Annotated in this window: 22 protein-coding genes; 11 read left to right on the top strand and 11 right to left on the bottom strand. The window is 34.9% G+C overall.

Features of this window, described 5'->3' with window-relative positions:
- The first annotated feature begins 45 nt into the window (after positions 1 to 45).
- The 11 genes from B0E34_RS18090 to B0E34_RS18140 all read left to right on the top strand — a co-directional run bounded on the left by B0E34_RS18090 (position 46) and on the right by B0E34_RS18140 (position 11,020).
- Positions 46 to 480, top strand: coding sequence for an META domain-containing protein (locus tag B0E34_RS18090; protein ID WP_087711794.1), 435 nt, complete (start codon positions 46 to 48; stop codon positions 478 to 480).
- Positions 481 to 1,203: 723 nt separating this feature from the next.
- Entirely contained in the window at positions 1,204 to 2,445 is a 1,242-nt protein-coding gene (hflX, locus tag B0E34_RS18095; protein WP_087711796.1) for a GTPase HflX, read from the top strand.
- 3 nt (positions 2,446 to 2,448) lie between these two features.
- Positions 2,449 to 2,835 carry a hypothetical protein gene (locus B0E34_RS18100; RefSeq protein WP_087711798.1) on the top strand — a complete coding sequence of 129 codons (387 nt, stop codon included), beginning with the start codon at positions 2,449 to 2,451 and terminating at the stop codon, positions 2,833 to 2,835.
- Positions 2,832 to 3,461, top strand: a complete 630-nt coding sequence (locus tag B0E34_RS18105) for a DUF4919 domain-containing protein (RefSeq protein ID WP_087711800.1) — start codon at positions 2,832 to 2,834, stop codon at positions 3,459 to 3,461. The genes B0E34_RS18100 and B0E34_RS18105 overlap by 4 nt, the downstream gene beginning before the upstream one ends.
- 27 nt (positions 3,462 to 3,488) lie before the next feature.
- Positions 3,489 to 4,775, top strand: coding sequence for a cation:proton antiporter (locus B0E34_RS18110; protein ID WP_087711802.1), 1,287 nt, complete (start codon positions 3,489 to 3,491; stop codon positions 4,773 to 4,775).
- A 15-nt stretch (positions 4,776 to 4,790) separates the two neighbouring features.
- Positions 4,791 to 5,510 (top strand): DNA alkylation repair protein, encoded by a 720-nt coding sequence (locus B0E34_RS18115; RefSeq protein WP_087711804.1) that lies wholly within the window; start codon positions 4,791 to 4,793, stop codon positions 5,508 to 5,510.
- A 56-nt stretch (positions 5,511 to 5,566) separates the two neighbouring features.
- A complete protein-coding gene (locus B0E34_RS18120) occupies positions 5,567 to 6,235 on the top strand; it encodes a hypothetical protein (protein WP_087711806.1) in 669 nt (222 codons plus the stop codon).
- Positions 6,236 to 6,325: 90 nt separating this feature from the next.
- Positions 6,326 to 8,302 carry a hypothetical protein gene (locus B0E34_RS18125; protein WP_228423102.1) on the top strand — a complete coding sequence of 659 codons (1,977 nt, stop codon included), beginning with the start codon at positions 6,326 to 6,328 and terminating at the stop codon, positions 8,300 to 8,302.
- Entirely contained in the window at positions 8,302 to 9,531 is a 1,230-nt protein-coding gene (locus B0E34_RS18130; protein WP_087711809.1) for a hypothetical protein, read from the top strand. Before B0E34_RS18125 ends, B0E34_RS18130 begins: the two co-directional genes overlap by 1 nt.
- Before the next feature lie 14 nt (positions 9,532 to 9,545).
- Complete coding sequence (locus tag B0E34_RS18135) at positions 9,546 to 9,884, top strand: DUF6122 family protein (protein WP_087711811.1); 339 nt, start codon at positions 9,546 to 9,548, stop codon at positions 9,882 to 9,884.
- A gap of 65 nt (positions 9,885 to 9,949) precedes the next feature.
- Positions 9,950 to 11,020, top strand: coding sequence for a calcium:cation antiporter (locus tag B0E34_RS18140; protein WP_087711813.1), 1,071 nt, complete (start codon positions 9,950 to 9,952; stop codon positions 11,018 to 11,020).
- A gap of 40 nt (positions 11,021 to 11,060) precedes the next feature.
- Here the strand turns inward: B0E34_RS18140 and B0E34_RS18145 are convergent, their stop codons facing one another.
- The 11 genes from B0E34_RS18145 to B0E34_RS18185 all read right to left on the bottom strand — a co-directional run bounded on the left by B0E34_RS18145 (position 11,061) and on the right by B0E34_RS18185 (position 21,881).
- Complete coding sequence (locus tag B0E34_RS18145) at positions 11,061 to 11,441, bottom strand: group III truncated hemoglobin (RefSeq protein WP_087711815.1); 381 nt, start codon at positions 11,439 to 11,441, stop codon at positions 11,061 to 11,063.
- 106 nt (positions 11,442 to 11,547) lie between these two features.
- Positions 11,548 to 11,757, bottom strand: a complete 210-nt coding sequence (locus B0E34_RS18150; protein ID WP_087711817.1) for a hypothetical protein — start codon at positions 11,755 to 11,757, stop codon at positions 11,548 to 11,550.
- 16 nt (positions 11,758 to 11,773) lie between these two features.
- Positions 11,774 to 11,950, bottom strand: coding sequence for a hypothetical protein (locus B0E34_RS21435; protein WP_165763021.1), 177 nt, complete (start codon positions 11,948 to 11,950; stop codon positions 11,774 to 11,776).
- 195 nt (positions 11,951 to 12,145) lie between these two features.
- Positions 12,146 to 12,712: a hypothetical protein gene (locus tag B0E34_RS18155; RefSeq protein ID WP_087711818.1), complete on the bottom strand. Its 567-nt coding sequence runs from the start codon at positions 12,710 to 12,712 to the stop codon at positions 12,146 to 12,148.
- Positions 12,713 to 12,950: 238 nt separating this feature from the next.
- Positions 12,951 to 13,346: a hypothetical protein gene (locus tag B0E34_RS18160; RefSeq protein ID WP_087711820.1), complete on the bottom strand. Its 396-nt coding sequence runs from the start codon at positions 13,344 to 13,346 to the stop codon at positions 12,951 to 12,953.
- A 222-nt stretch (positions 13,347 to 13,568) separates the two neighbouring features.
- Positions 13,569 to 14,030: a hypothetical protein gene (locus tag B0E34_RS18165; RefSeq protein ID WP_087711822.1), complete on the bottom strand. Its 462-nt coding sequence runs from the start codon at positions 14,028 to 14,030 to the stop codon at positions 13,569 to 13,571.
- Positions 14,031 to 14,145: 115 nt separating this feature from the next.
- Positions 14,146 to 14,322: a hypothetical protein gene (locus B0E34_RS21440; protein WP_165763022.1), complete on the bottom strand. Its 177-nt coding sequence runs from the start codon at positions 14,320 to 14,322 to the stop codon at positions 14,146 to 14,148.
- Positions 14,323 to 14,437: 115 nt separating this feature from the next.
- Positions 14,438 to 14,863 carry a hypothetical protein gene (locus B0E34_RS18170; RefSeq protein WP_087711824.1) on the bottom strand — a complete coding sequence of 142 codons (426 nt, stop codon included), beginning with the start codon at positions 14,861 to 14,863 and terminating at the stop codon, positions 14,438 to 14,440.
- Between the two features lie 3 nt (positions 14,864 to 14,866).
- Positions 14,867 to 17,353, bottom strand: coding sequence for a hypothetical protein (locus B0E34_RS18175; protein WP_087711825.1), 2,487 nt, complete (start codon positions 17,351 to 17,353; stop codon positions 14,867 to 14,869).
- Positions 17,340 to 17,708 carry a hypothetical protein gene (locus B0E34_RS18180; RefSeq protein ID WP_087711827.1) on the bottom strand — a complete coding sequence of 123 codons (369 nt, stop codon included), beginning with the start codon at positions 17,706 to 17,708 and terminating at the stop codon, positions 17,340 to 17,342. Before B0E34_RS18180 ends, B0E34_RS18175 begins: the two co-directional genes overlap by 14 nt.
- Before the next feature lie 30 nt (positions 17,709 to 17,738).
- A complete protein-coding gene (locus B0E34_RS18185; protein ID WP_087711829.1) occupies positions 17,739 to 21,881 on the bottom strand; it encodes a hypothetical protein in 4,143 nt (1,380 codons plus the stop codon).
- Between the last annotated feature and the right edge of the window lie 277 nt (positions 21,882 to 22,158).

A 22,158-nucleotide genomic window follows, 5' to 3' on the forward strand; every position in this document is an offset into this window, starting at 1 on the left:
ACTGTCTGATGTCTGAGATGGTACGAAAATGGATTCCGGTGACTTATGAAAAAGAGATTCATTGCAATTTTAACATTTTTATGCCTGAGTTTTATCTTAAACTGCTCTTCCGTAACTGTAAAAAATCCACAGATCCAGAGAGAATGGATGCTGGTTTCTTTTGTAGATTACTCCAAAGAAGAGTTGACTAAAAACAATGCAAAAATTGATCTTACCTCTCCTCCCGACAACGGGAAAATAAAAACTTCTGCCTTCATGGGATGCAATAAAATGTTTTTCACAACTGAATTTAAAAAAGAGAATCAATTAAAAATTTCGCAAGTTGTCTCAACAGAAATGGCGTGTCCAAATATGAAACTGGAAAACGATTTTTCTCAGAACATCAAAAAGATGAAGCATTACAAAGTGGAAGGACATTTTCTGACTTTAAATGATGATCAGGGAAATAGGATGAAGTTTATTGCGTCTGACTGGGATTGATTTCTTTGTTCTTACTTAATTTCTTCGTCTTCATTTTATCTTGCTAAAAAATTTTTATCATTTTGCTTTACCCGCTTTTTTCGCTTAGCTGACTTAAAATTACCACAAAAATGTCCATTTTCCACCACCATAAAAAATTCTGACCGGTTTTGACTGCTTTTGACCGGTTTTGACCGGTTTGAAAACCCATTTCTTCGGATCATGTTCGGGTCTTCTTCGGATCGGCTTCGGAAAAATGGGATTTTTTCCGAAGGATTACCGAACAACAGTCGAAGGATTTCGGGAGAGTCTTATGAAAGTATTTTTGCTTCATTATACGCTTCGGCTCCGCTCAGCGTACTTCAGTGCGACTTCATTGTAAACAGATTATTATAAATGAAATGTGTCATCGTGCGCTGAGCGGAGCCGAAGCGCACATCATCGTAAATAATTATTCCTAAAGTTGTTTAAGGACGCAATATTTTTTAACACGCTCTATCTATTTAAGGCGCAAAGATTTTATCTCCGGTAAAATTTTAATGCAGATATTTTTAAAGTAACCGTACGCTTCGGCTCCGCTCAGCGTACTTTAGTGTGACTTTATTTAAACAAATTATTGTAAACCAAACATTCACCATGAGCTGAGCGGAGTCGAAGCGTACACTATCCTCCCCAAAAAATTCGTTTTGGATTTTTTCCTGAAAAATAGTATCTTGTAAATCTCACAAATACAGACAGAATTTAATGCTAGAAAAGAAAGAACATAATTACGAAAAGGCAGTTTTGGTTGGGGTGGTTACACAGTATCAGGATGAGGATAAACTTCAGGAATATATGGATGAGCTGGAGTTTTTAGCCTTTACAGCCGGCGCAACGGTAGATAAGCGTTTTACACAGAAACTCACACAGCCCGATTCCAAAACATTTATCGGAAGCGGTAAAGCTCAGGAAATTAAAGAATACGTAAAAGAAAACAACATAGGAACCGTCATTTTTGACGACGAATTATCTCCTTCACAGCTTAAAAACCTGGAAAGAGAAATGGAAGTCAAAATCTTAGACCGAACCAACCTTATCCTTGATATTTTTGCACAGAGAGCAACAACCTCCTATGCAAGAACTCAGGTGGAGTTAGCTCAATATCAATATCTTTTACCCCGATTAACGAGAATGTGGACCCACCTTGAACGCCAGAAAGGGGGAATTGGAATGAGAGGTCCCGGAGAAACAGAAATTGAAACCGACAGACGTATTATCCGCGATAGAATTTCATTGTTAAAAGATAAGCTGAAAACCATCGACAAACAGATGGCAACCCAGAGAAATAACCGCGGAAAAGTAGTTCGTGCCGCTTTGGTAGGATACACCAACGTCGGGAAATCTACTTTGATGAACGCTTTGTCTAAATCTGAAGTTTTCGCTGAAAATAAACTGTTTGCGACATTGGATACGACAGTAAGAAAAGTAGTGATCGGAAATTTACCATTCCTTTTAACGGATACGGTTGGATTTATCCGAAAATTACCTACCCAATTGGTTGAATCGTTTAAATCTACCTTGGATGAGGTTCGTGAAGCGGATCTGCTGATTCACGTAGTGGATATTTCTCATGAAAGTTTCGAAGATCATATTGATTCTGTGAATCAGATTTTAATGGAGATCAATGCCCATCAGAAACCGATGATTATGGTTTTCAATAAGATTGATGATTTCAGCTATGAGAAAAAAGACGAGGACGATTTAACGCCTTCCACAAAGAAAAATATTTCTCTGGAAGAATGGAAAAAAACATGGATGGCAAAATCCAAATATCCAACGGTTTTCATCTCTGCCATTACGAAAGAAAATTTCCCGGAAATGAAAAAGCTGATCTATGACGAAGTGATGAAGATCCATATTTCCAGATTCCCATACAACGATTTCCTTTTCGAATATTTCGATAATGATGAGGAAGAAAGTGCAGAAAAAGATCATGAAGAGCAATAATTCATGAACAGGCTGTTTTCCAACAATACATTCTATTACTTTTTTCTGATCGTGGTAGGAATTAATTTTTTGGGAAGCATCGGAGGAATCAGCAAAGAAACAGATACTCTGATAGTAAAGATTTTAGGAATGATAACAGTCGCAGTTTGCCTGTTGGCACTGTTATCATTCTTTACAGATCTTAAATTTAATCATCTTTTCTTTAAAATTTATCTCTACGGTAAAGGTTTGCTTTCTCCTTTTTGTTTATTGATTTATTTTCTTTACGAAAAAATAACCAATGACCTATATGTTTCCGGAACCTATTTTATGCCCGCTTTGTTCCGGCTGGTTTTAGGATTTTTCATGCTCGTTTTATACAACAAATACAAAATAGAAAAGAACCGATGAAACATTACTTTTTTCTCCTGTTTCTTCTGATTTCGCTTAGTGGTTTTGCTCAGAAATCAAAAATAGATTTCAAAGCGATAGAGAAAGACCTTAAAAGCGAAAAGTCTCAATACAACTACAACAAGCTGATTTTTAAATACAAAGCCTATCCGAAATCTTTAGACACGCTTGAAACGCAGCATCTCTATTATGGAAGAAACTTCAGAGATGATCTCCTTTTTACAACGGATGAAGCGTTTAAAAGTTTAGCCGATGCTTACAAGAATAATAATTTTCAGGACTGCATTAAACAGGGAAAAGCTTTGTATGATAAAGATCCTACCAATCTGGATATTCTGCTGATTCTTCTGAAAGCCTATGACAGCATTAAAGACGGTGAGAATTTTCTGTATCATCTCAGTCAGTTTCGCGCGTTAACCGACGGAATGAAGTCTTCCGGAGACGGAAAAACAGAAAAAACACCCTATCTCGTGAATTCAGTAGGCGACGAATACATTCTGCTGAACATCCTGAATCTTGGAAAAGAATATACAAGAGGATCAAAATCCGCAAAAGACGGAATTCTTGATATCTGGGAAAAAGACGGTAATAAAATCTACATCAAAGTATTATATATCGATTATTAATCACAAAAAATTTTAAACACCAAATTAGTGGAATTATACTATTCATTTTCAGCCTTAATTGTTTTAGCATCCATATTTTCATACCTTAATTACAGATTTCTGAAGCTTCCGAGTACCATCGGAATTATGGTGATCGCCATTGTGGTTTCCATATTTTTAGTTTCCTTCGGAGAAACGGTTTTGCCGAGAACTTTCGGGCATCTTCACAATTTAATGACGGGGATCGACTTTACAGAAGTTCTGATGGGAGCCATGCTAAATTTTCTTCTGTTTGCGGGAGGAATTCACATTAATATCGACGATCTCAAAGAGCAGTTTGTTCCTGTCGTTATTTTTTCAACGGCAGGAGTCGTGATTTCTACTTTTGTGGTGGGTTTCGGCATGTATTATCTGTTGCCGCTTGTCGGCATTTCGCTGCCTTTTATCTACTGTCTGCTTTTTGGCGCACTAATCTCTCCTACTGATCCGGTTGCCGTTCTCAGTATCTTAAAACAGGCAAATGTTTCAAAATCTCTGGAAACCAAAGTTGCGGGAGAATCACTTTTTAATGACGGGATGGCGGTTGTGGTTTTCACGGTTGTTCTTCAGCTTGCGATCGGAAACGAAGTAACGCTGAATATGGAAAGCATAGGTTTATTATTGCTGAAAGAAGCAGGTGGCGGACTTTTACTCGGGGTTGTTCTGGGATGGATTACTTCCCGACTGATGCGTGAAGTGGACGATTATATTATTTCCGTACTAGTAACGCTTTCTGTAGTAATGGGAGGTTATCTTATTGCGAGACAGATGCATATTTCGGGACCTTTAACCATGGTTGCCGCCGGATTGTTTATGGGTAATTTTAATGTAAGATTCAAAATGAAATCTGTGACACAGGATTATCTGATCAAATTCTGGGAACTTATCGACGAAATCCTGAATGCAGTTCTATTCCTTTTTATTGGCTTTGAATTATTGATGATCAAAGACTTAAGCCATTATATGATTCCGGGATTATTGGCAATTGCGGTGGTTTTACTGGCAAGATTTATTTCAATTTGGGGACCTACTAAGTTCATGTCTTTCAGAACAAGATTCAGTCCGCAAACAGTAAAAGTTTTGGTTTGGGGAGGAATCCGCGGCGGAGTTTCAATTGCTCTGGCTCTTTCTATTCCGAAAAATGAAAACAGCACGATTGTTTTAAGTATTACTTATTGTGTGGTTGTGTTTTCAATTATTGTTCAAGGACTTACGATTGCCAAAGTTGCCAATCCAAAGAAGATAGCAAAAGAAGAAGAGGAACAGGAAGGTGTTGCTTTACATAATGTTGACTAAATTGCTAATTATCAAATGAATGACATTTTAAAAGAAATAAAAGAAGCTTTAAATGAGCTTTCAATTCCGGAAAAAGCAGATTCTTCTGCTAAATTTTTCAAAACCGGAAAAGGAGAATATGGAGAAAGCGATTTGTTTTTAGGAGTAAAAGTTCCGGATCAGCGTTCTGTTGCAAAAGAATTCTATGCCAGAATTTCGATGGAGGAACTCAGCAAATTACTGTCTTCCCAATATCATGAACACAGATTGACAGCTTTATTCATGTTAATTTCTAAATTTGAAAAAACAAAAGATAAAGCGGTAAAAGATGACATTGTTGAGTTTTATCTGAATCATTTACAGCACATTAACAACTGGGATCTGGTAGATTCAAGCTGTTATAAAATTCTGGGGCGCTATGCTTTTGAAAATCAGAAAGATGAATTACTGAGAACGCTTTCGGATTCTGAAGAAATGTGGCATAAAAGAATTGCTGTTGTGGGAACGATGCATTATGTAAAAAAGGGATCATTTGACCTTACCAAAGAATTCGTTACTAAAAATCTGAAACACACCCATGATCTGATGCACAAAGCCAACGGCTGGCTGCTCCGCGAAATGGGAGAAAAAAACGAAATGGAGTTAATTAATTTCCTGAATAAACATTATAAAGAAATGCCAAGAACAAGCCTTCGGTACGCTATTGAAAAACTGGATGAGGCTCTGAGGCAGGATTATCTGAAAGGCAGAATTTAAATATCTGATCTGCCTAAAATTTTACTTAAATTTGAAAATTATTTAAAAACTCAAATATGAAAAACATTATGAAACAGTTGCTCTTACTATTGCCACTGTTGCTTCTTACAAGCTGTTTTGATATTTTAGACAAAATCAACGTAAAAGCAGACGGCAGCGGAGAATATTCGCTTATTCTGAACGCCAGTAAAAGCAAGACACGATTGGCTTCCATCTCGAAAATGGAAACAATTAACGGTAAAAAAGTTCCGAAAAGACCTGAAATTGAAGCTAAAATTAATGAAGCAGCAAGAATTTTCAAAGTAACTCCCGGAATTTCGAATGTGAAGACTTCCATGGATTTTGATAACTACATCATTAAACTAAGCTGTAATTTCAAAAAAATCGAAAACATCAATGCCGGACTCCAACAACTGAAAGCAAAAAACATCGTAGGAAAAATGGTTCCGGTACAGCTTTACAGTCAGAGCCCGGAGAAAAAAACATTCACCAGAAATAAAGTGAACAGTTTTAAAAATGATTACGACAAGATGAGCAAAGCAGATAAGGAAGTCTTTAACGATGCGAAATACACTTCCGTAATGCAGTTTGAAAATACCATAAAAACTCAGACCAATAATGCTTACCTGCTTTCTCCGAACAAAAAAGCAGTAAAACTGGAAGCCTATGTTCTGGATTTTATCCTTCAGAAAAAACAATTACAAAATACCATTCTCTTTCAATAATTTCTATCGACAACCATGAAATCTATTTTACAAAAAACACAAATTTTACTTTTACTTTTTGCTTTTAGCTTCGTCTTTTCGCAACAGAAAATGAAGCTTCCGAAAGACGTTCTTTTTTACATGGAAATCAACGGAAAGCAGCTTAACCAGAAAATCAACTGGCAGAAACTGAATCCTTTCCTGCTTGAAGTAGCCAAAGAAGACAAAGAAAAACAGGCTTCGTGGAACGATTATTCCAAAACGGGGATAAAATACGATGCGACGCAATATCATTACGCCAATTTCAACGATTCCGTAAAAACGTATACCGCTCATTTTCTGCTGGATAACAAAGAAAAGTTTCAGGAATTCATTAATTCATCCAAAAAAAAAGGACTGGAAATTTCGAAACGAAAAAATTACTCGTACGTTAATCTAAATGATGAAATGTTCGTTGCATGGAATGATAAGCAGGCGGTTTTGAAGCTCATCGGTTATGACAAACCCTCTGCTGAATGGAATGATGAAATGACAGCAGACAGTGCTGCTGTAACAATTGACAGTGCAGCAGCGGCTGTTATGGACAGCGCAGCCGTTGCGGTTGACAGCACATATGCAGAAAAAGCATTCGATTACAAAGAAGAGATTAAATATCTGAAAGATGATATTCAGTATCTAAAGGAAGACATTAAAGAATATCAGGCTGAAATTGCCAAGAAAGAAAAAGACATTAAATATCTGGAAAAGCATCACAAATATCCGGAAGAAGAAAAGGATTCCAGCGACAAAAATTATTCTGAAAAGGAAAGCGAATACACGCTTCCGCATATGGAGGAAGAAATGGATGAGGAGACGGAAGAAGACAGCATTTACCAGAAACAGATGGATTCTCTGAAGATCGAAAAATTCAAAATCACCAAAAAACTGGCGGAAAAGGATTTTGATGATTATTTTAATTCTACGCTGGAACTTGATGTTTCGAAAGACATCTTATCTTTCCGGGACGGTACTTCTGATGTTTTTGTGTATACGGATTACGGAAGAATTGTAAACAACGGAGCATACGGTAAAATTATGAGCCACTACCCTTTCGGAAATCTTATGGGGAAAGCATACAATTCCAATTCTTCTTATAATCTGTATTTTGATAACGATAAAGTAAGAATGGTGAACAGTTATCAGCATAAAAATGAAGCGGTTCAGAAGAGCCTCAATTCTGTTTACAAAGGGAAAAAGAATAAAAAACTGACGGCTCTCATCAACGATAGAAGCATCGGATATTACGCTATTAATGTAGACGGAAATAAATATTTTGATGTGATGTACAGCCTGTTGAAAGATTCCGGAGAAGGCGACTATCAGAAAGAAATGGAACTTGTAATGGAAACCATGAAGATTGTACTGGATGAAAAGGCCATTACCAAGATCGCACCCGGAAACGGAATTTTCGTCCTTAACGAACTGAAATCCAAAACCGTAGAATACACCGATTATGAATACGATGATGATTATAATGAAAAGGAAGTGAAGAAAACCAAGGAAATCGCTGTTCCGAATTTCACGTTTGCTTTTGCTACGGAAAATGAAGGGTACTGGAACCGTATTTTCGATATGATGACCACAAATAAAGTGACGGCTAAAAAATTCTCTAAAAACGGAGATTTCTATGCGTTCAGTGAAGGAAAAAATGACGGATATTTCGACAAGTTATTCTTTACGGTAAAAGACGGAATTGTCTACATAACGACCTCAACAGAGAATATTTCATCTAAAAACCAGTCGGAAATCTCTGAAAAATGGGCAAAAGATTCGGCGAAATATCCTTTGTCGGGAAGGTTTGACATCCAGAAACTAATGGTTGGACTTGAGAAAGAGTTTAAAACTCCGTCAGAAAGAAAAACGCTGGATCTTCTGAAGAAAAATATGGGCGAAGTGTATTTTAAAACAGAAGCCAAAGGAGAAAAAATAGAAACAGAAGTTAATTACAATATTAAAAATGCTTCGGAAAACAGTTTAATGTATTTCTTCGATGTTTTTGATGAAGTATATAAAATGAAAGAATCCGATAAAAAGCCGGCTATTTTATAATGAAAAAGAAACTTTTTGCCTTCGTTATTTTACTTTTTGCGGGGATGATGTATTTCGTTTTTTACCATAAACAAAATACGAAGATTTTTTCTCCGCAGGAAGCAGATGCGATCATTCTGATTGATACAAAAAAGCTGACAAGAGAATATGTTTACAGTCTTGCAGTGCATCCTTCTTTATGGTTTGGAAGCAAAGAGAAAAATACAATATCTTTTAGAAAATCGGGAGTGAAAATTCCCGATTTTTTGCAGGTTTTCCATCTGAAAAACACAAAAGTTTCGAACTGGTACAGTGTTTTTGAACTGGAAGACAGGAAGACATTTTTATCGTTTCTGAAACAGCAGAAGTTTACGGATCTGGGAAATCAGATGTTCAGGAAAGATCAGGTTTATATTAAAATTTTTGGAGGAAACCTTATTGTTGGAAGTTCCAGTGATGATTTTGAACGAATTAACAATCAGTTATTTCACAGTTCTCAGGCAAATATTTTTGACGCAGACACGCTCGTTACCAATGGATTAGGAAGCATTATTCTGAACACAAAAAAGGGCAGCCATAATCTTTCTGTCGAATTAAGACATGATGAAATTGAAATCAGAAATCAGTCTGATTCTTACGATCCCTCTCCTGCTATTTCAAAACTATTGAAGACCGATTCTTTTTTAGAGACAGAAATGAATGCTAAAAATATTAAAAGTTTTAGCTCTATTTTTGATGAAACTTTTGCAGATTCTTCATCCATTAATCAGATGAAAGCTTCAGTACATCTGGAAGAGGTAAATGACACGATCATTACTTACAGCTACGATGACAATTTTAATGAAATTGAAAAGAAAACGTTCCAGAAGATCATTCAACCGAATTATATCATTGATTTCCAAAGCTTAAACCCTGAAAAAACAGTGCTATATTTTCAGAATAAAAAATGGACCAATGCACAGAAGCAGTTCACGGCAATTCCATTTCAGCCTAACCTCATCACTCAGCAAAGCAAAGGTTTTGAGATAAAATCTACAAGAAAACCAATTCAGCAGTCTTTCAATCTGAATGAAAATTATATTTTTGTAAAAAATAATCCGTTATTGCTGTCTTTTTTAAAAACATTATCACCTAAAGAAAAGAAAATGATTTCCGATGTTGATTATATTTTTTATGGAAACAGAGATCAGGATTATTGTCTGAAAGTACAGTTTAAAAAAGATAACCTTCCTTTGATTTTAAGGTGGTAAAAAAATAAAAATCAATGGATGCTTCGCATATTACCTTACTAAAAACCGTTACTCATTATTTCCTGCATTTTGTTTTTCCCGTGTTTATTGCTTTAACCTTTTACAGGAAGAACTGGAAAAAAGTGTATCTTATTTTGCTGGCAACCATGCTTGTAGATGTGGATCATCTTTTTGCCAATCCTATATTTGATCCAGACCGCGGAAGCATCGGTTTTCATTTTTTGCATACTTATTATGCGATTGCGGTGTATTTTTTGATGCTTTTTTTTAAAGGAAATATCAGAATTGCAGCCATCGGATTACTGCTTCATATGTTGACGGATTTTCAGGATTTTTATTTCTGGAACCATTAAAATACCATTAATATTTTCTTTTGATATTTCAAAAGTCATCGATTTTTTGTATTTTAGGAACAGTTATGAAATTGAAAGAATTTTTACATTATACATATATTTTTCCCATTCTTGCAGTCGGTTATTATTTTTCCGGACTCATGGGAACGGGTGTTTTGTCTGATGTAATTGCCGGAATTTTATTAACAGGCAGTGTTTTATCCGCAGTGCATCACGCGGAAGTGGTCGCACATAAAGTAGGCGAACCTTTCGGAACTATTATCCTTGCGCTGTGTATTACAATCATTGAAGTGGCGCTGATTATTTCGCTGATGGTTGCGGGAGGAGATCAGGCAATCACGCTTGCAAGAGATACGGTTTTCGCTGCGGTGATGCTTATTCTTAATGGAATTTTAGGAATCTGTATTTTGGTGGGCGGTGTGAAATATTACGAACAGTTTTTCGCAAGAACTTCCGCCACAACTTATCTGGTTAGTATTGTTTCCATCCTGATTTTGACTTTGGTTCTTCCGAATTTCACGTCCAGCGTAAACGGACCTTTTTATAATGAAGCACAGTTGATTTTTGTTTCAATTGCCTGTTTGGTGATTTATGGTGTATTTCTGATGGTTCAGACGATCCGTCACAGAAATTATTTCATCGTTCCGGAAGAGCAGTCGGAAGAAAATTATATTCCTTCGGTTTCAAAAACGGCAATCAGTTTTACTTTTCTGGTGATTTGTCTGGCGATTGTTGTGATGATGGCAAAAGGTCTTTCTGCCACAATTGAAAATATGGTGCAGAGTTTAGGCGCTCCAAAATCTCTGGTCGGAGTCATTATCGCGGCGGTTGTTCTGCTTCCGGAAGGTGTTGCGGCGATCCGGGCGGCTCGAAGCAATCAGATCCAATCCAGTTTAAATTTAGCTTTAGGATCAGCTTTGGCAAGTATAGGACTGACAATTCCTGCGGTTTCTGTCGTATGTATTTTATACGATATTCCGCTGGTTTTAGGTCTGGATAAGAAAGATATTATTCTGCTGTCGCTTTCTGTTTTTATCGTGATGCTTTCTTTAAGCCGCGGAAAAACAAATATCCTCTACGGAACGGTTTTATTGGTAAACCTTGCAGCCTACATTTTCACAGTAATTGTGCCTTAAATCTAAAAACTTTAAACCCAAAACGTAGAACATTAAACCATTAAAGTCTTCTCGCCAAATCCATTTTGAAAGCCATTAATTTGGCAATGTTTTCGGATTTGTAAATTGCCAGATCTGCATTTTCGCCCACAAAATTTTCTTCAACCGTTGTTTTCCAGAGATTCAGCCAACGATGGAAATGATGCTGTTCCATCGCCTGAATTTCATTGACCGGAAAATGAACGCCCATCGGATTTCCTTTGTACGACATCTGTCCGAAAAGAATGGATTCCCAAAATGAATACATCTTCGGCAAATGACTGTCCCAGTTTACTTTAGCAATATCATTAAAGAAAAAGCCAATCACCTCATCTTTAACGACTTTGGCATAAAACGAATTCACCAGTTGTTCAATATCCTCTCTTGATTCTAATTTTTTCATACACCAAAGTTAGCATAAAATTGTGTGGGAATGTTTTGGTTTGGGGTTGATACATTTCAGGGTTTTGATTTTGTTTTTTATGAGACAGTATACGATTTTCTGTAAGTTAAATTAATTTGCTATCAGATAAAAAACTCACCAAATCTTCAATTCTTTCAATATATTTTCCAGATATTCTTTTTTCATTGATACATAACCCGACCTGATTTGAAGTATCAAAAAACAATTCTACAGATTTATTTTCTTGAAATTGATATGTTAAAAAACTTATTTCTATCCATCCGTTTTTATTAAATATTCTGTAAGAGTTCCTCATTTTAATAAATTTAAGTCTAACAATATCTTCCCGCTTCGTATTCCTGGATATAATATTCGATCGTATTGCCGGAGCCAAATTCTATAATTTCTGCATCAACATTTTTGACTAAAAAAGGAACATTTCCAACTAATGTATTATACTTTTCATCTCTTGTCTCATAAAATTCTTTGCTTACATAGAAAAAAATCATTCCATAACTTTTTTAATAGTAGCTTCTTTGAAAAGAGAAAGCTTAATCCCAGATTTTTCACTTGATTTATCAATATGATCTTGAGCAATCCGGTTGATTTCTTGTTCTGTTAACATAATTATTTTCCTGTTTTTACGATTTTAATTTACGAAAAACAAAAAGATTGCCTCTTTTCTGAGACAACCTATTTTATTCTTATTTATTTTTTAGATTCAATAAATCTCTAATTCTAAGAACTAAAAATACAAGCAATAACAAGGTATTAAAAATATATAAGTAATTCTCATAGCTGTTATATTTCTGGTTGTAGTAAAACAGTTCAGAAATATTATATACTAAGTTTAAATAAATCAAAAAATAAAAAAGAATGCTTAAATAAAGATATTTTTTTAGACTACTCCTAAAAAATAGAAAATAAAGAAGTAAAAAACGATTTAAAGGTAATGCTAAAATCCCCCAAGAAGAGTTAATATCATTCCAATGAATTATATTTATACCAAAAATTAGCAAAAGTGTCCAAAAGTCAATCTCTTGTTCTACATGCTGATTTTTTCTTTGCATTAAGAAAAAAATAATATAAATAATGGCTAGGATTATTGTATGGATTTTAATCCATCGTTTTACCACCTCATAACATTCTGTAAATCCATCGCCACAAAATAGTCCGTAATCTATGATATCACTTGAGTAAATATATCCGAAATAAGCAGTAAAGCCTGCTGACAAGATCAATAAAATAAATAAAAACTGTTTTTTTCTCATTTGTTTTTAGAAAATAGCAAAGCAATATTAGCTACTTATGTTTTATTTTTGAGGGCTGTAATTTCGGCTTGAATTGAGCATTAGTTCGTCAGTAATACAATGACTTTTCAGAAATCAATTTATTTATAATTGGTGGTCAATTCAAACCGAAAGTAGATAGTCAATGCTACTGAAATTTGCAGGTTTATTATTTTTTTAAACTAAAGAACCACGCAAAAAGTGCGTGATTCAATCATTTTCATTCCTCTTCTTCTCTTTTTATAAACTCATCTAGAGTGATAAAATCGTCACTACTTTCAACTAAAACATCCGGTAAATATTCTCTTAATTCTTTAATAAGAGGCATCATAAAATTATCTATATCCTCGTGCGACATCTTACTTGACCAATTTATTTGAACAATATTCCCATATAGGTTGTCATGAAATTTAAATGTATCTATAAATTCTTCTTTAGTATAAATAGAAAAAGAAATATCAAATCCTGTTGAAGGATTTATAATATTGAAAGATGTACCATATTCATCTATATCTTTACCTATTAAATTATTTGTTTTTTGAGCAATTTCTCTAAGTATTTCTTCTAATTGGCTCAATTCCTTAAAGCTTTCACTTATTATTCTAAAATCTGGCATATCAATATAATTTTTTAATTTGTTTAAAATCGGTTATAACTATTACTTCAATTTCTCTATTCTGTTGAAGCGTTTTTAAAACACTTTGGTCTAAACTACCACCCTTAGTAAACTGTTTGACAAATAATACTACAGGTTTTTTCTGAACATTTATAAAGTTTTCGTCTAAAGAATCAATATATTTTTAAAAACCCTCTCATTAAAAATGAAAGGGTTGATACTTTAAGCTAGATTACTTAAATCTTGTGGTGGATTTCCCAAAAGAGCGTAGCTATCTGTTCCTGAAAAATTCTCTAAGTGAGATATATTGAAAACAAAATTCCCAATACCTTTTGGCGTTTCTTCATTATAAACTAATAATTCTGGAATTTCTATTAATATCTGTTGTAAAAAGGGAATAAGTAGTATATCTTGATAGTCATAATCAATACTAACCATTATTCCGTACCCATCTATATTATACAAATTATTGAAAGTATCATTATAGTCTGATTTACAGCTAATTGAAACTCTTAAATTATCTCCAAAATCTTCTTTAAAGAGATTGATCTCAATAATATCATATTCTTGACTGTAAGATTTACCAATATTATAACCAAGTTTTTGAGCTACTTTTTCAATAGTAACACTTAATTCATTAGAGTTTAAATATTCTTGACTGATTAAATGAATTGTATTTGCCATTATTTTAAATTTTTAATTTGATTTAATTCTGTTATTATAATAACTCCTCGTTTTTGAAGTTCTTTAAATACTGGATGTGAAACATTGATTGCGTCATCTTTAAATGATTTTATGGCTAAAACTGATTTCTTATTTTTAGGGTTAATATATTTTTCATATTTTGGATAAATTTCTCGGTTTGGCTTTCATCTAATACCAAAAGATCAAGATAATAATTCTCTTCAACCAAAACATGGGAATTTTTCAGTTTGCATTTCGTCTGTACCAAAACATCCCAGTCTTTTCCTTCCAATTCACTCTAGCGTTCCAAAGGAAGCATTCCTCTGCTCCTGAAAAGAAAAACCACAACGGTTAAGGTTGTGGCTAATTAATCCGTAACAGATTACAAATCCGCGATATCTGAAGATTTAATCGAACTTGAACTCTACTACATCTGAATCATTAGGATCATTAAATAAATTATATAAGGATATTGCTGGCATAAGTTTTTTTTCTAAAGATAGATAACTTCTCTTGAAAGGCGCTTTGTAAGTTTTGCTTTTATAGACTATACTTTTATAAACCTCCGTTTCATCTGCTTCTTTAAAGTTGTGAATATCTCTATCTATATATTCTTCCATTTTTTTTGAAATGATATCCTTTTCTTCCTTACTTAAAACAAAATCTTGTTGCTGGAAAATTTTATTTTGCAATTCAGGCTTACTCTCTAAAATCTTGAGCATTAAACCAATAGGTGAATACACACCTATATCTCTCTTTGTTTTCTCATAATCTTTGGAAAATCCAGTTGTAATTGCTAACTCTCCATTTTTATAAATTGTTATATTACTCATATCTTACTTATTAAAATTTTTACTATAAATTATTACTTCTACACTATTTTCCCATTTATTAAGATATACGCTATCATCATTTATAACAGAAATACCTCTTTTACTCATTGTTTTATAAAAGGTCGTGGTTTTTAATGCTTCATTTTCATTTTCTAGTTCATTAAATGCCTTCCAAAATTGTTTATATCCTAAAGAGGATCCTCCTGGATAACTTTCATACTCATTCCAGTCCGCCTTTGCTCCTTTTATTTCTTTTCCATAGATTTCAAAGCTATCGTCTAAAAATTTTTGACCAAATCCTTTATAAGGTTCCTTTAAAAGTTTATCAGGAATTCTAAAATTGTATTCTATAATTCCATATTCTGAAAGATCTGCTCTATTTGGAAATTTAGATAATTCATCTGCGAATTTCCATTTTAGAACTCCTCCATTTTTTGTAACTTCATAAACAATTCCTTTATATTTTAAGTTTGCAGAATGCGTTATCTTTTCGCGGAAAATATTGAGAGCTATTTTATTTGCAAATTCTTCAGCACTTTTAATATTTTTAAAATGAGCTTGCTTTAAAAACCTTCCCACTTCAAAATCTTTACCTGAAAAAAGTGGCTTTCCATTATAAATTACCTCATATAAACCTTCTTCTGCAACTTTCTTTACTGAAAGCCCTTTTGCAGCTAAATCTTGTACTACTTTTTCTACGTACTTTTCAGGAGATGAGGCTAAATTAAGAACTTTTTTCCAAAGACTATACTTCTCGCCTTGTATCACAACTTCCTCTATTTCGTTAGCTGCCACTTTGGCGGCTTGTCTGGCTTGATAAGCATCCAGTTCAGTTATTAATTTTTCTAACTGTTCCGTAAAAATACGGAAATTTCCCTTCACATTTTTCAGGTTCTTCAGCTTTTCCAAAAGAGCGGGTCCGTGTGTAAGGATGCCGTCTATCAACACTACACTCAGCATTCCGGCACCTACCAGACCATAGATAATATCCCAATTATCAACAAACCATTTCCCCTCCGGAGATTGTGAGAGCCATTTTTTAACATCCTCATTCATCAAAGACAGATCAATACTTGCTAATGTCATATCTGCTATTGCTATTGCAGAAACTTCACCCGTAAGTCCCATCGTTAAAATCCCGGCAATAATAGCTATAATATCTGCCCCTATACGAATATCACGCATTACTTCTTCCCATTCCTTCTCATCTGCGATGGCTTTTATAAAAAGGGCAGTTACCATTTGCGCTTTTCCTCCTTCAATATCCCTGTCCATATAATGTACGAGATGCATCGGGTGGTAAAGATACCCCGGATCTATGGCTTCGGCCTCGGTTTTGGTTTCTTCCGTCATTACCCCGCCTTTTCCGAACTCATCAGTTTCCTGCTGTTCAATAACCTTGGTAACTGTTCTTTTCTGTTGAAGAAAAATACTGTTTTTGTAATCGAAGTCCCAATCAAAACTTAATATACCTTTAATGGTGTTCAGTGTATCATTCAGTTCGGTGATATTGGTTTCTACAAAATATTCTTTCCCTCTGAAAAGCGCATTTTTAGTTATTATTGCTTTCGCATTGGAAGTACTTTTTGCATAATGATTAAGCATTGAGGCAAAAATACGTCTGTTCAAAAACCGCATCCCAAATATTTCGGTAGTACCATCCAGATTATCATAAATTTCCGTTATAAACTTCGGATTTTTCCAGAAAAAATCTCCGGTTTCTTTAAAATTCCTGAACATGGCCACAACCTTTATGAAAAGAGAACTGGTATCTTTTGTCCAACTGAACCATCCTGTATCATCTTCCTTTGCAAGAATTTTTAAATGGTTTGCCACAGTTTCTGTAGAAAGGAAAATATGTTTAATAAAACTTTCAGGGAGATCTCCATATACTTTATATAGATCTTCTGCACTTTCAGACTGTTTCAGAAAATCTGTAAATTCTCTGATGAAAAATGAAGAGGCATCCCTTTCTGTTTCTACATTTCCATAGCCAATATATAGAAGAAGGTTTTTATAGTATGCAAAAGCGTGAGTTTTTAGTTCAATCGCTGTTTGACGGGTATCTGTATATAGAAATGTTAAAGAATAAGTCAGTCTGTGTTCTTCATCAAAATACACTTCCATATAGGGACGATCTCTTGAAAACTTCTGAGAGGTTGTTATAATTCCATTTTTCAATCCTATTTTTGCAGAAACATCAATGTGAGTTTCTCCGTTCATAATGTATGTTTGTGCAGTGTCCTGAAAATATCCATTAAAAGTATACTGCATTGGAGAGCCGTTTCCTACATTATTACTAATCTTAATATCATCCAAGAGTTTATTAAGATTAATATATTGGTCTTCTTTATAGTCAATATTATTTTTTGAAATATTTGCCAGTCCTTGCAAAGGATTTTTATTTCCTTCAAACCCCTGGGTTACTTCTTCAAAAGAAAGTATTTTATACCGGGATAGATCCCCGAATTCATCATCAAATGTTCCCATTTTCTTCGTTTTTAATCATTAAACACTCCAATTCATTCAAAGGAAAAAGTTCTTTGGTTTTCATGTTTTGGATAAATTTTTCGGTTTGGCTTTCATCCAAGACCAAAAGATCCAGATGATAACCCTCTTCAACCAAAACATGGGCATTTTTCAGTTTGCATTTCGCCTGTACCAAAACATCCCAGTCTTTTCCTTCCAGTTCGTTCCAGCGTTTCAAAGGAAGCCTTCCTCTGCTCCCGAAAAGTAGAATCTTTTCTACGGCAGTAATCTCACTAATCTTGTCTTTCAGACGCGTGAGGATATAAGGCAGCACTTGTTCGTGCTGCCAAATAGCCTCGGGTTTTACCTGGCTCATTTCTAAAAATTTTAGATTCTAAATTTTAGATTACACCAAAAACCTTGTTAATGGAATATTTTCTGAAAGCTCTTGCTCGGTAATTTCAACTCCTTTTGCGTCCAAAATTCTATTAGGAATAGATTTAATAGTATATTCTGGTGATGAAATTTTTAGATAGGAGATACCATCCGTAGTAAAATCAAGCTGATCTAATTCTTTTGAGTCATGAGGTTTAATGAAATTAAACTTCTTAACTTTACCAATGTTTATTTTAAAAGTAATTCCATTTTCTCCTGTAGGATAGGCTTCTACACCTTCTATTGCTGAAATTTCGTTCGCTAAAGCCTGATAGAATTTTACAGAAGAATCTGTTAGCTTCCAATTAGCATCTTTATCAATAATAATTTCATTTCCTAAACAAGTATATTTTCTTGGAAATTCTGTTTTATTGTATAAATCTTCAATTGTTTTATAATCAACTAAATCCATTTTATTAAAACTAATTTCCATCCATTTATCTTCGGATTGCCCGATTTGATTTTGGTTCATTTCAAAATTTGTAGCACACATTTCGCCCAGATTATCATCAAACTTCACTCCCGGCTCACAATTGCATGGCAATGCTTTTTCTACTCTCAAACCGATAGAATCTGCCTGAAGAATGGTAAGTGATGTAGGAATTCTTTCTCTCCAAGGCTCTCCTTCTTTGGTTGCTTTCGGAGATCTCATTTCATCAACGATGGACAAGAACAACGGATCATCAATTACCGGAACTTCTCCTCCGTTCCATATCTGTCCTGTCGCAAGGAAGTGTCTTACCGCTTCTTCGAAGCCCGGACGTACCGTCACAATAACTCTCGCCATACCAGACTGCATAAATGCTCTGAAAACAGGATCATTATCATCAAACTGATACAGATCTGCCCAGGATTTTCTTTCGCCCCAGTAGTAAGGATAGAAATAGTAGCTCATGATTTCCCACTCAAATGCCTGCTCCATGAATTTTGCAAATGCGGCATACTGATCCAGTTTCTCATCTACTTTAATATCTGTATTCAGGAAGGTTTCATCTCCGGAAGAATAGCCGTTGTTGTAATATTTCCCTCTGCCGAAGGTAAGATCTACGTTAGGATTCTGCTCCAGCATATAAGAAATACAGTTTCTTCTTAAAATAGTATTCTCAATTTTTCTGTAGAACCCAGGATTTGAGCCTTTGATCTCAACGCCCATCGCTTTTATTTCAGCTAAAGCCTGGTTATACTTATCCATTTCCAATTCATAGGCTTCAATAATTTTGTTGAAGGTTTTTTGCAGCCAAGCATTTTTTGCTTCTTGAGTTAATTCAACATCAATAATAAAATTTGAAGTCCCTGCAAATTCATTAAATCCTGTAGATGATATAGGCACAGATTTTGAATAGGGTTTCGGGAATTTTTTTCTATCAAATACATTTGCTTGTCCCCACAACCCCCATTGATGATAATGCAGATCCCCTAAAAGCAAATTCACATTTGAGCCATCTCCATCAGACGCTGCTGAAAAACTTGCTAATCCATATGTTGCAATATATCCATCGGGTATCTGAATCTCATCTTTCATTGTATAAAATTCAATTTCTGAAATATCTTTAGAAGTTTGCCCATTTAAAGATTTACCAATACTAAATGATTCAACAGGTCTTTCATCTATTTCTACACTATATTTACTTAACCAAAATTTCAGTTTTGTTTCATCCTCCAATGAAGAAAAATTTTCTAATTTTTGTACATTAGACTCTCTCGGATCAACCGGTTTTACCAATTGGTTTTCCTGATTTTTAGAAATTGTCATCCCTAGTTTATGAAGTTTTGCAGGCTCAGGAACCATGAATTCAAACATCATTCTCTTACCATAGTTGTAGATCTGGTTCTTAACTACTTTATCTACCCAACGATACACGCCTACTACATGGCTGCTTCCTTTGGTATTATCAAAACCATGTTTATTATTTTCTTCAAACTCTTCGATAATCTTATCAATACGCTCTTCTTTTACTTTGGTAACAATTCTGTCCAAAGCTCTTGCCGTTATATCTTTGGCTTCCGTAACCGCCTGTCTGTTGCTTTCCTCTTTGGAATTGTGGGTAGCGTAATTGGCTCCAACATTTAAACCATACTTATTATCTCCCATCCCCCAACTAGCATTAAATCCAGCCTGCGCTGCAAAATCTTTAGATTCCTGAAGGATTTTAGAAATCTCGCTCTGCATTTCGTGCCTGTCGGTAGAAGTGGTATCGGACAGTTTTTCTTTTTCAGATTCAGTCGATTTTGTTGTTTGATTTTCGCTTCTTCTGAGCTTTCTTGTCGCTCTTTCTTTATATTCTCTCGCCATGATGTTTTCGATGTGTGCCACATCTCCTTCTACATAGCAATAAGTGGATTGTTCTACTTTTTTATAATCGGTAATCCCGATATTCTTCATTCCAAATCCTGAAGGAATAAAAGTTCCCTTAGGATTAGCTGCTGTTGTTCCGGAGCTCGTTCCTGTTCCTGTTCCTGTTCCTGTTCCTGCTCCCGTTCCTGTTCCCGTATTCCCTCTGTCTTTTGCTGTAAATGTTCCGGGTCCTTCAAACCTGTAAGAGCTGTTAGCCGTCACAGTAAGAGTAGCTTCCATCGTATAATCAAGACCATCATTCAGCGTAACCTCACCTTCCAGTTTTACAATTTCATACTTCGATATGATACTGTTGGGAATTTTGTTTAGCCCGTTAAATAAGACACTAACATTCGGCGCACTATACACATCAGCGGTTGATGCTGTCGCAATGATTTGCTGGTCATGTCCTTTTAATGTGTAACTTCCGCTTACTATACTTACAGGATTATTAATGTCGGTTCTTATCATCATATTGTGTTCGCTGCTCATAAAGGGAAGCCATGTTCTTGCAAACATCGGAATCACCGAATTACTGGATGAAGTACTACCCACAGGAACAACCACTCCTCCCACATTCGCATAGGTCTGCTGATTAAGCACGGTATTGTTGAGAACTGTCTGCTGTAAAGACTGGTTATTCTGAGTAATCGCTGTATTAATCTCATCATAAGTAGAAATTGCGGATAACGCAGCAGAAATACTTGCTGTTCCAAACACTCTGCAAAGCGCCTCTTTCTCTTCCTTTCCAAGAGATCTTTCCAAAGCAGAAGCATCAATCTCCGGAGCAAAACTGAAGGTGAATTCCGGAAGCTCGATCTCACTGTAGGAGATGTTCATAATTTCATCTTTGATTCTGTGAAGCTCCATATCCAATTCGCTGTTGGCATAGAATTTCTCCGGATCTGCAACACTCAGTTGGGTAAGATAATTGATTCTGTTCTCAAGAATCTGTTTTCTGTTATCTGCAGCCGCCGTTTCTTTCTGAAGTTGCTTCTGAAGGGGCTTTACTTCAGCCTGATAATTAGAAAAGGCAATTTTATAAGCGTCATCATATTCTTTTTTATAATTATCCTGTAGTTTCTTCAACGTTGCAGACAGGTTCTGATTCTGCTCAAGCAGCATTGTTGCTTCTGCCATTTTCATACTCTTTTGATCGTACATCACTGTTTTGGATGTAGATTGCGGATTTGGTGACGGTACGGTAGAATTCGGCGCCTTGAAGAGTTCTTTCGGCAATACAACTTTGGCCTTTATTACATCCTGATAGATTTCTTCAGAAAATTCATATACAGAAAGGATATGATTAAGGTGCAAGAACTGCATAATCGTTTCTTTAGCATAAAAATCTTTCTGAGTTACTACCTGATAAATTAAATTATCCCAGATAACAGAATAGTCCGTAATTACAGCAGGCATATTAGTTGCCAAATAATCATTATATTTTTTAATCTTCTCATCAAATTCAGATTTGTTTGCTGTAGCCTTATTTCTCGCTACCCAGACAGCTAATTCATAAAAGGCAGCATAACCAAGTTTCAGATCTTCTTCAGTTAGTATTGTAAATCCGGAAATATTACCCGGGTTTTCAAGAAGCTTTTGTAAAGACATTGTTGAATTAACTTTGCTGTCAATAAGGCTGTTGGTACGCGAGTTGTGATCCCTGAATATAAATCTTCTATTGATATTTTTAGGATCCGAAAGTTCCGGATTTCTTGAAGCGGCAAATCTGAACAGAGTCTGTGAACTGTTGTTTGTATTTAAATCGGTTGTAGACATTTTCTTTTTTTTGGTTTTAAAATTAAAGTTGAAACAATCCTTTTTATTAGGTCATTTCGTATATTCAGCCCTATTTTTTAAGGTGGTTCCCGACTTCGCTATCCACCTTCTTGCTTAATCTTTCTTATCATTGATCATCTTATTTTTAGACATATTATACCTTATCCAACATTTTGAAAATGTCGAATTAAAAGGATTTAAAAAAAATTGAATGTTTGCTTGTGTTCTTTTTATTATTGAAACAAAGATATTGCGCAACAGCGACAGAACTTGACGC

It is taken from the genome of Chryseobacterium mucoviscidosis (assembly GCF_002177115.1).
GTDB lineage: Bacteria > Bacteroidota > Bacteroidia > Flavobacteriales > Weeksellaceae > Chryseobacterium > Chryseobacterium mucoviscidosis.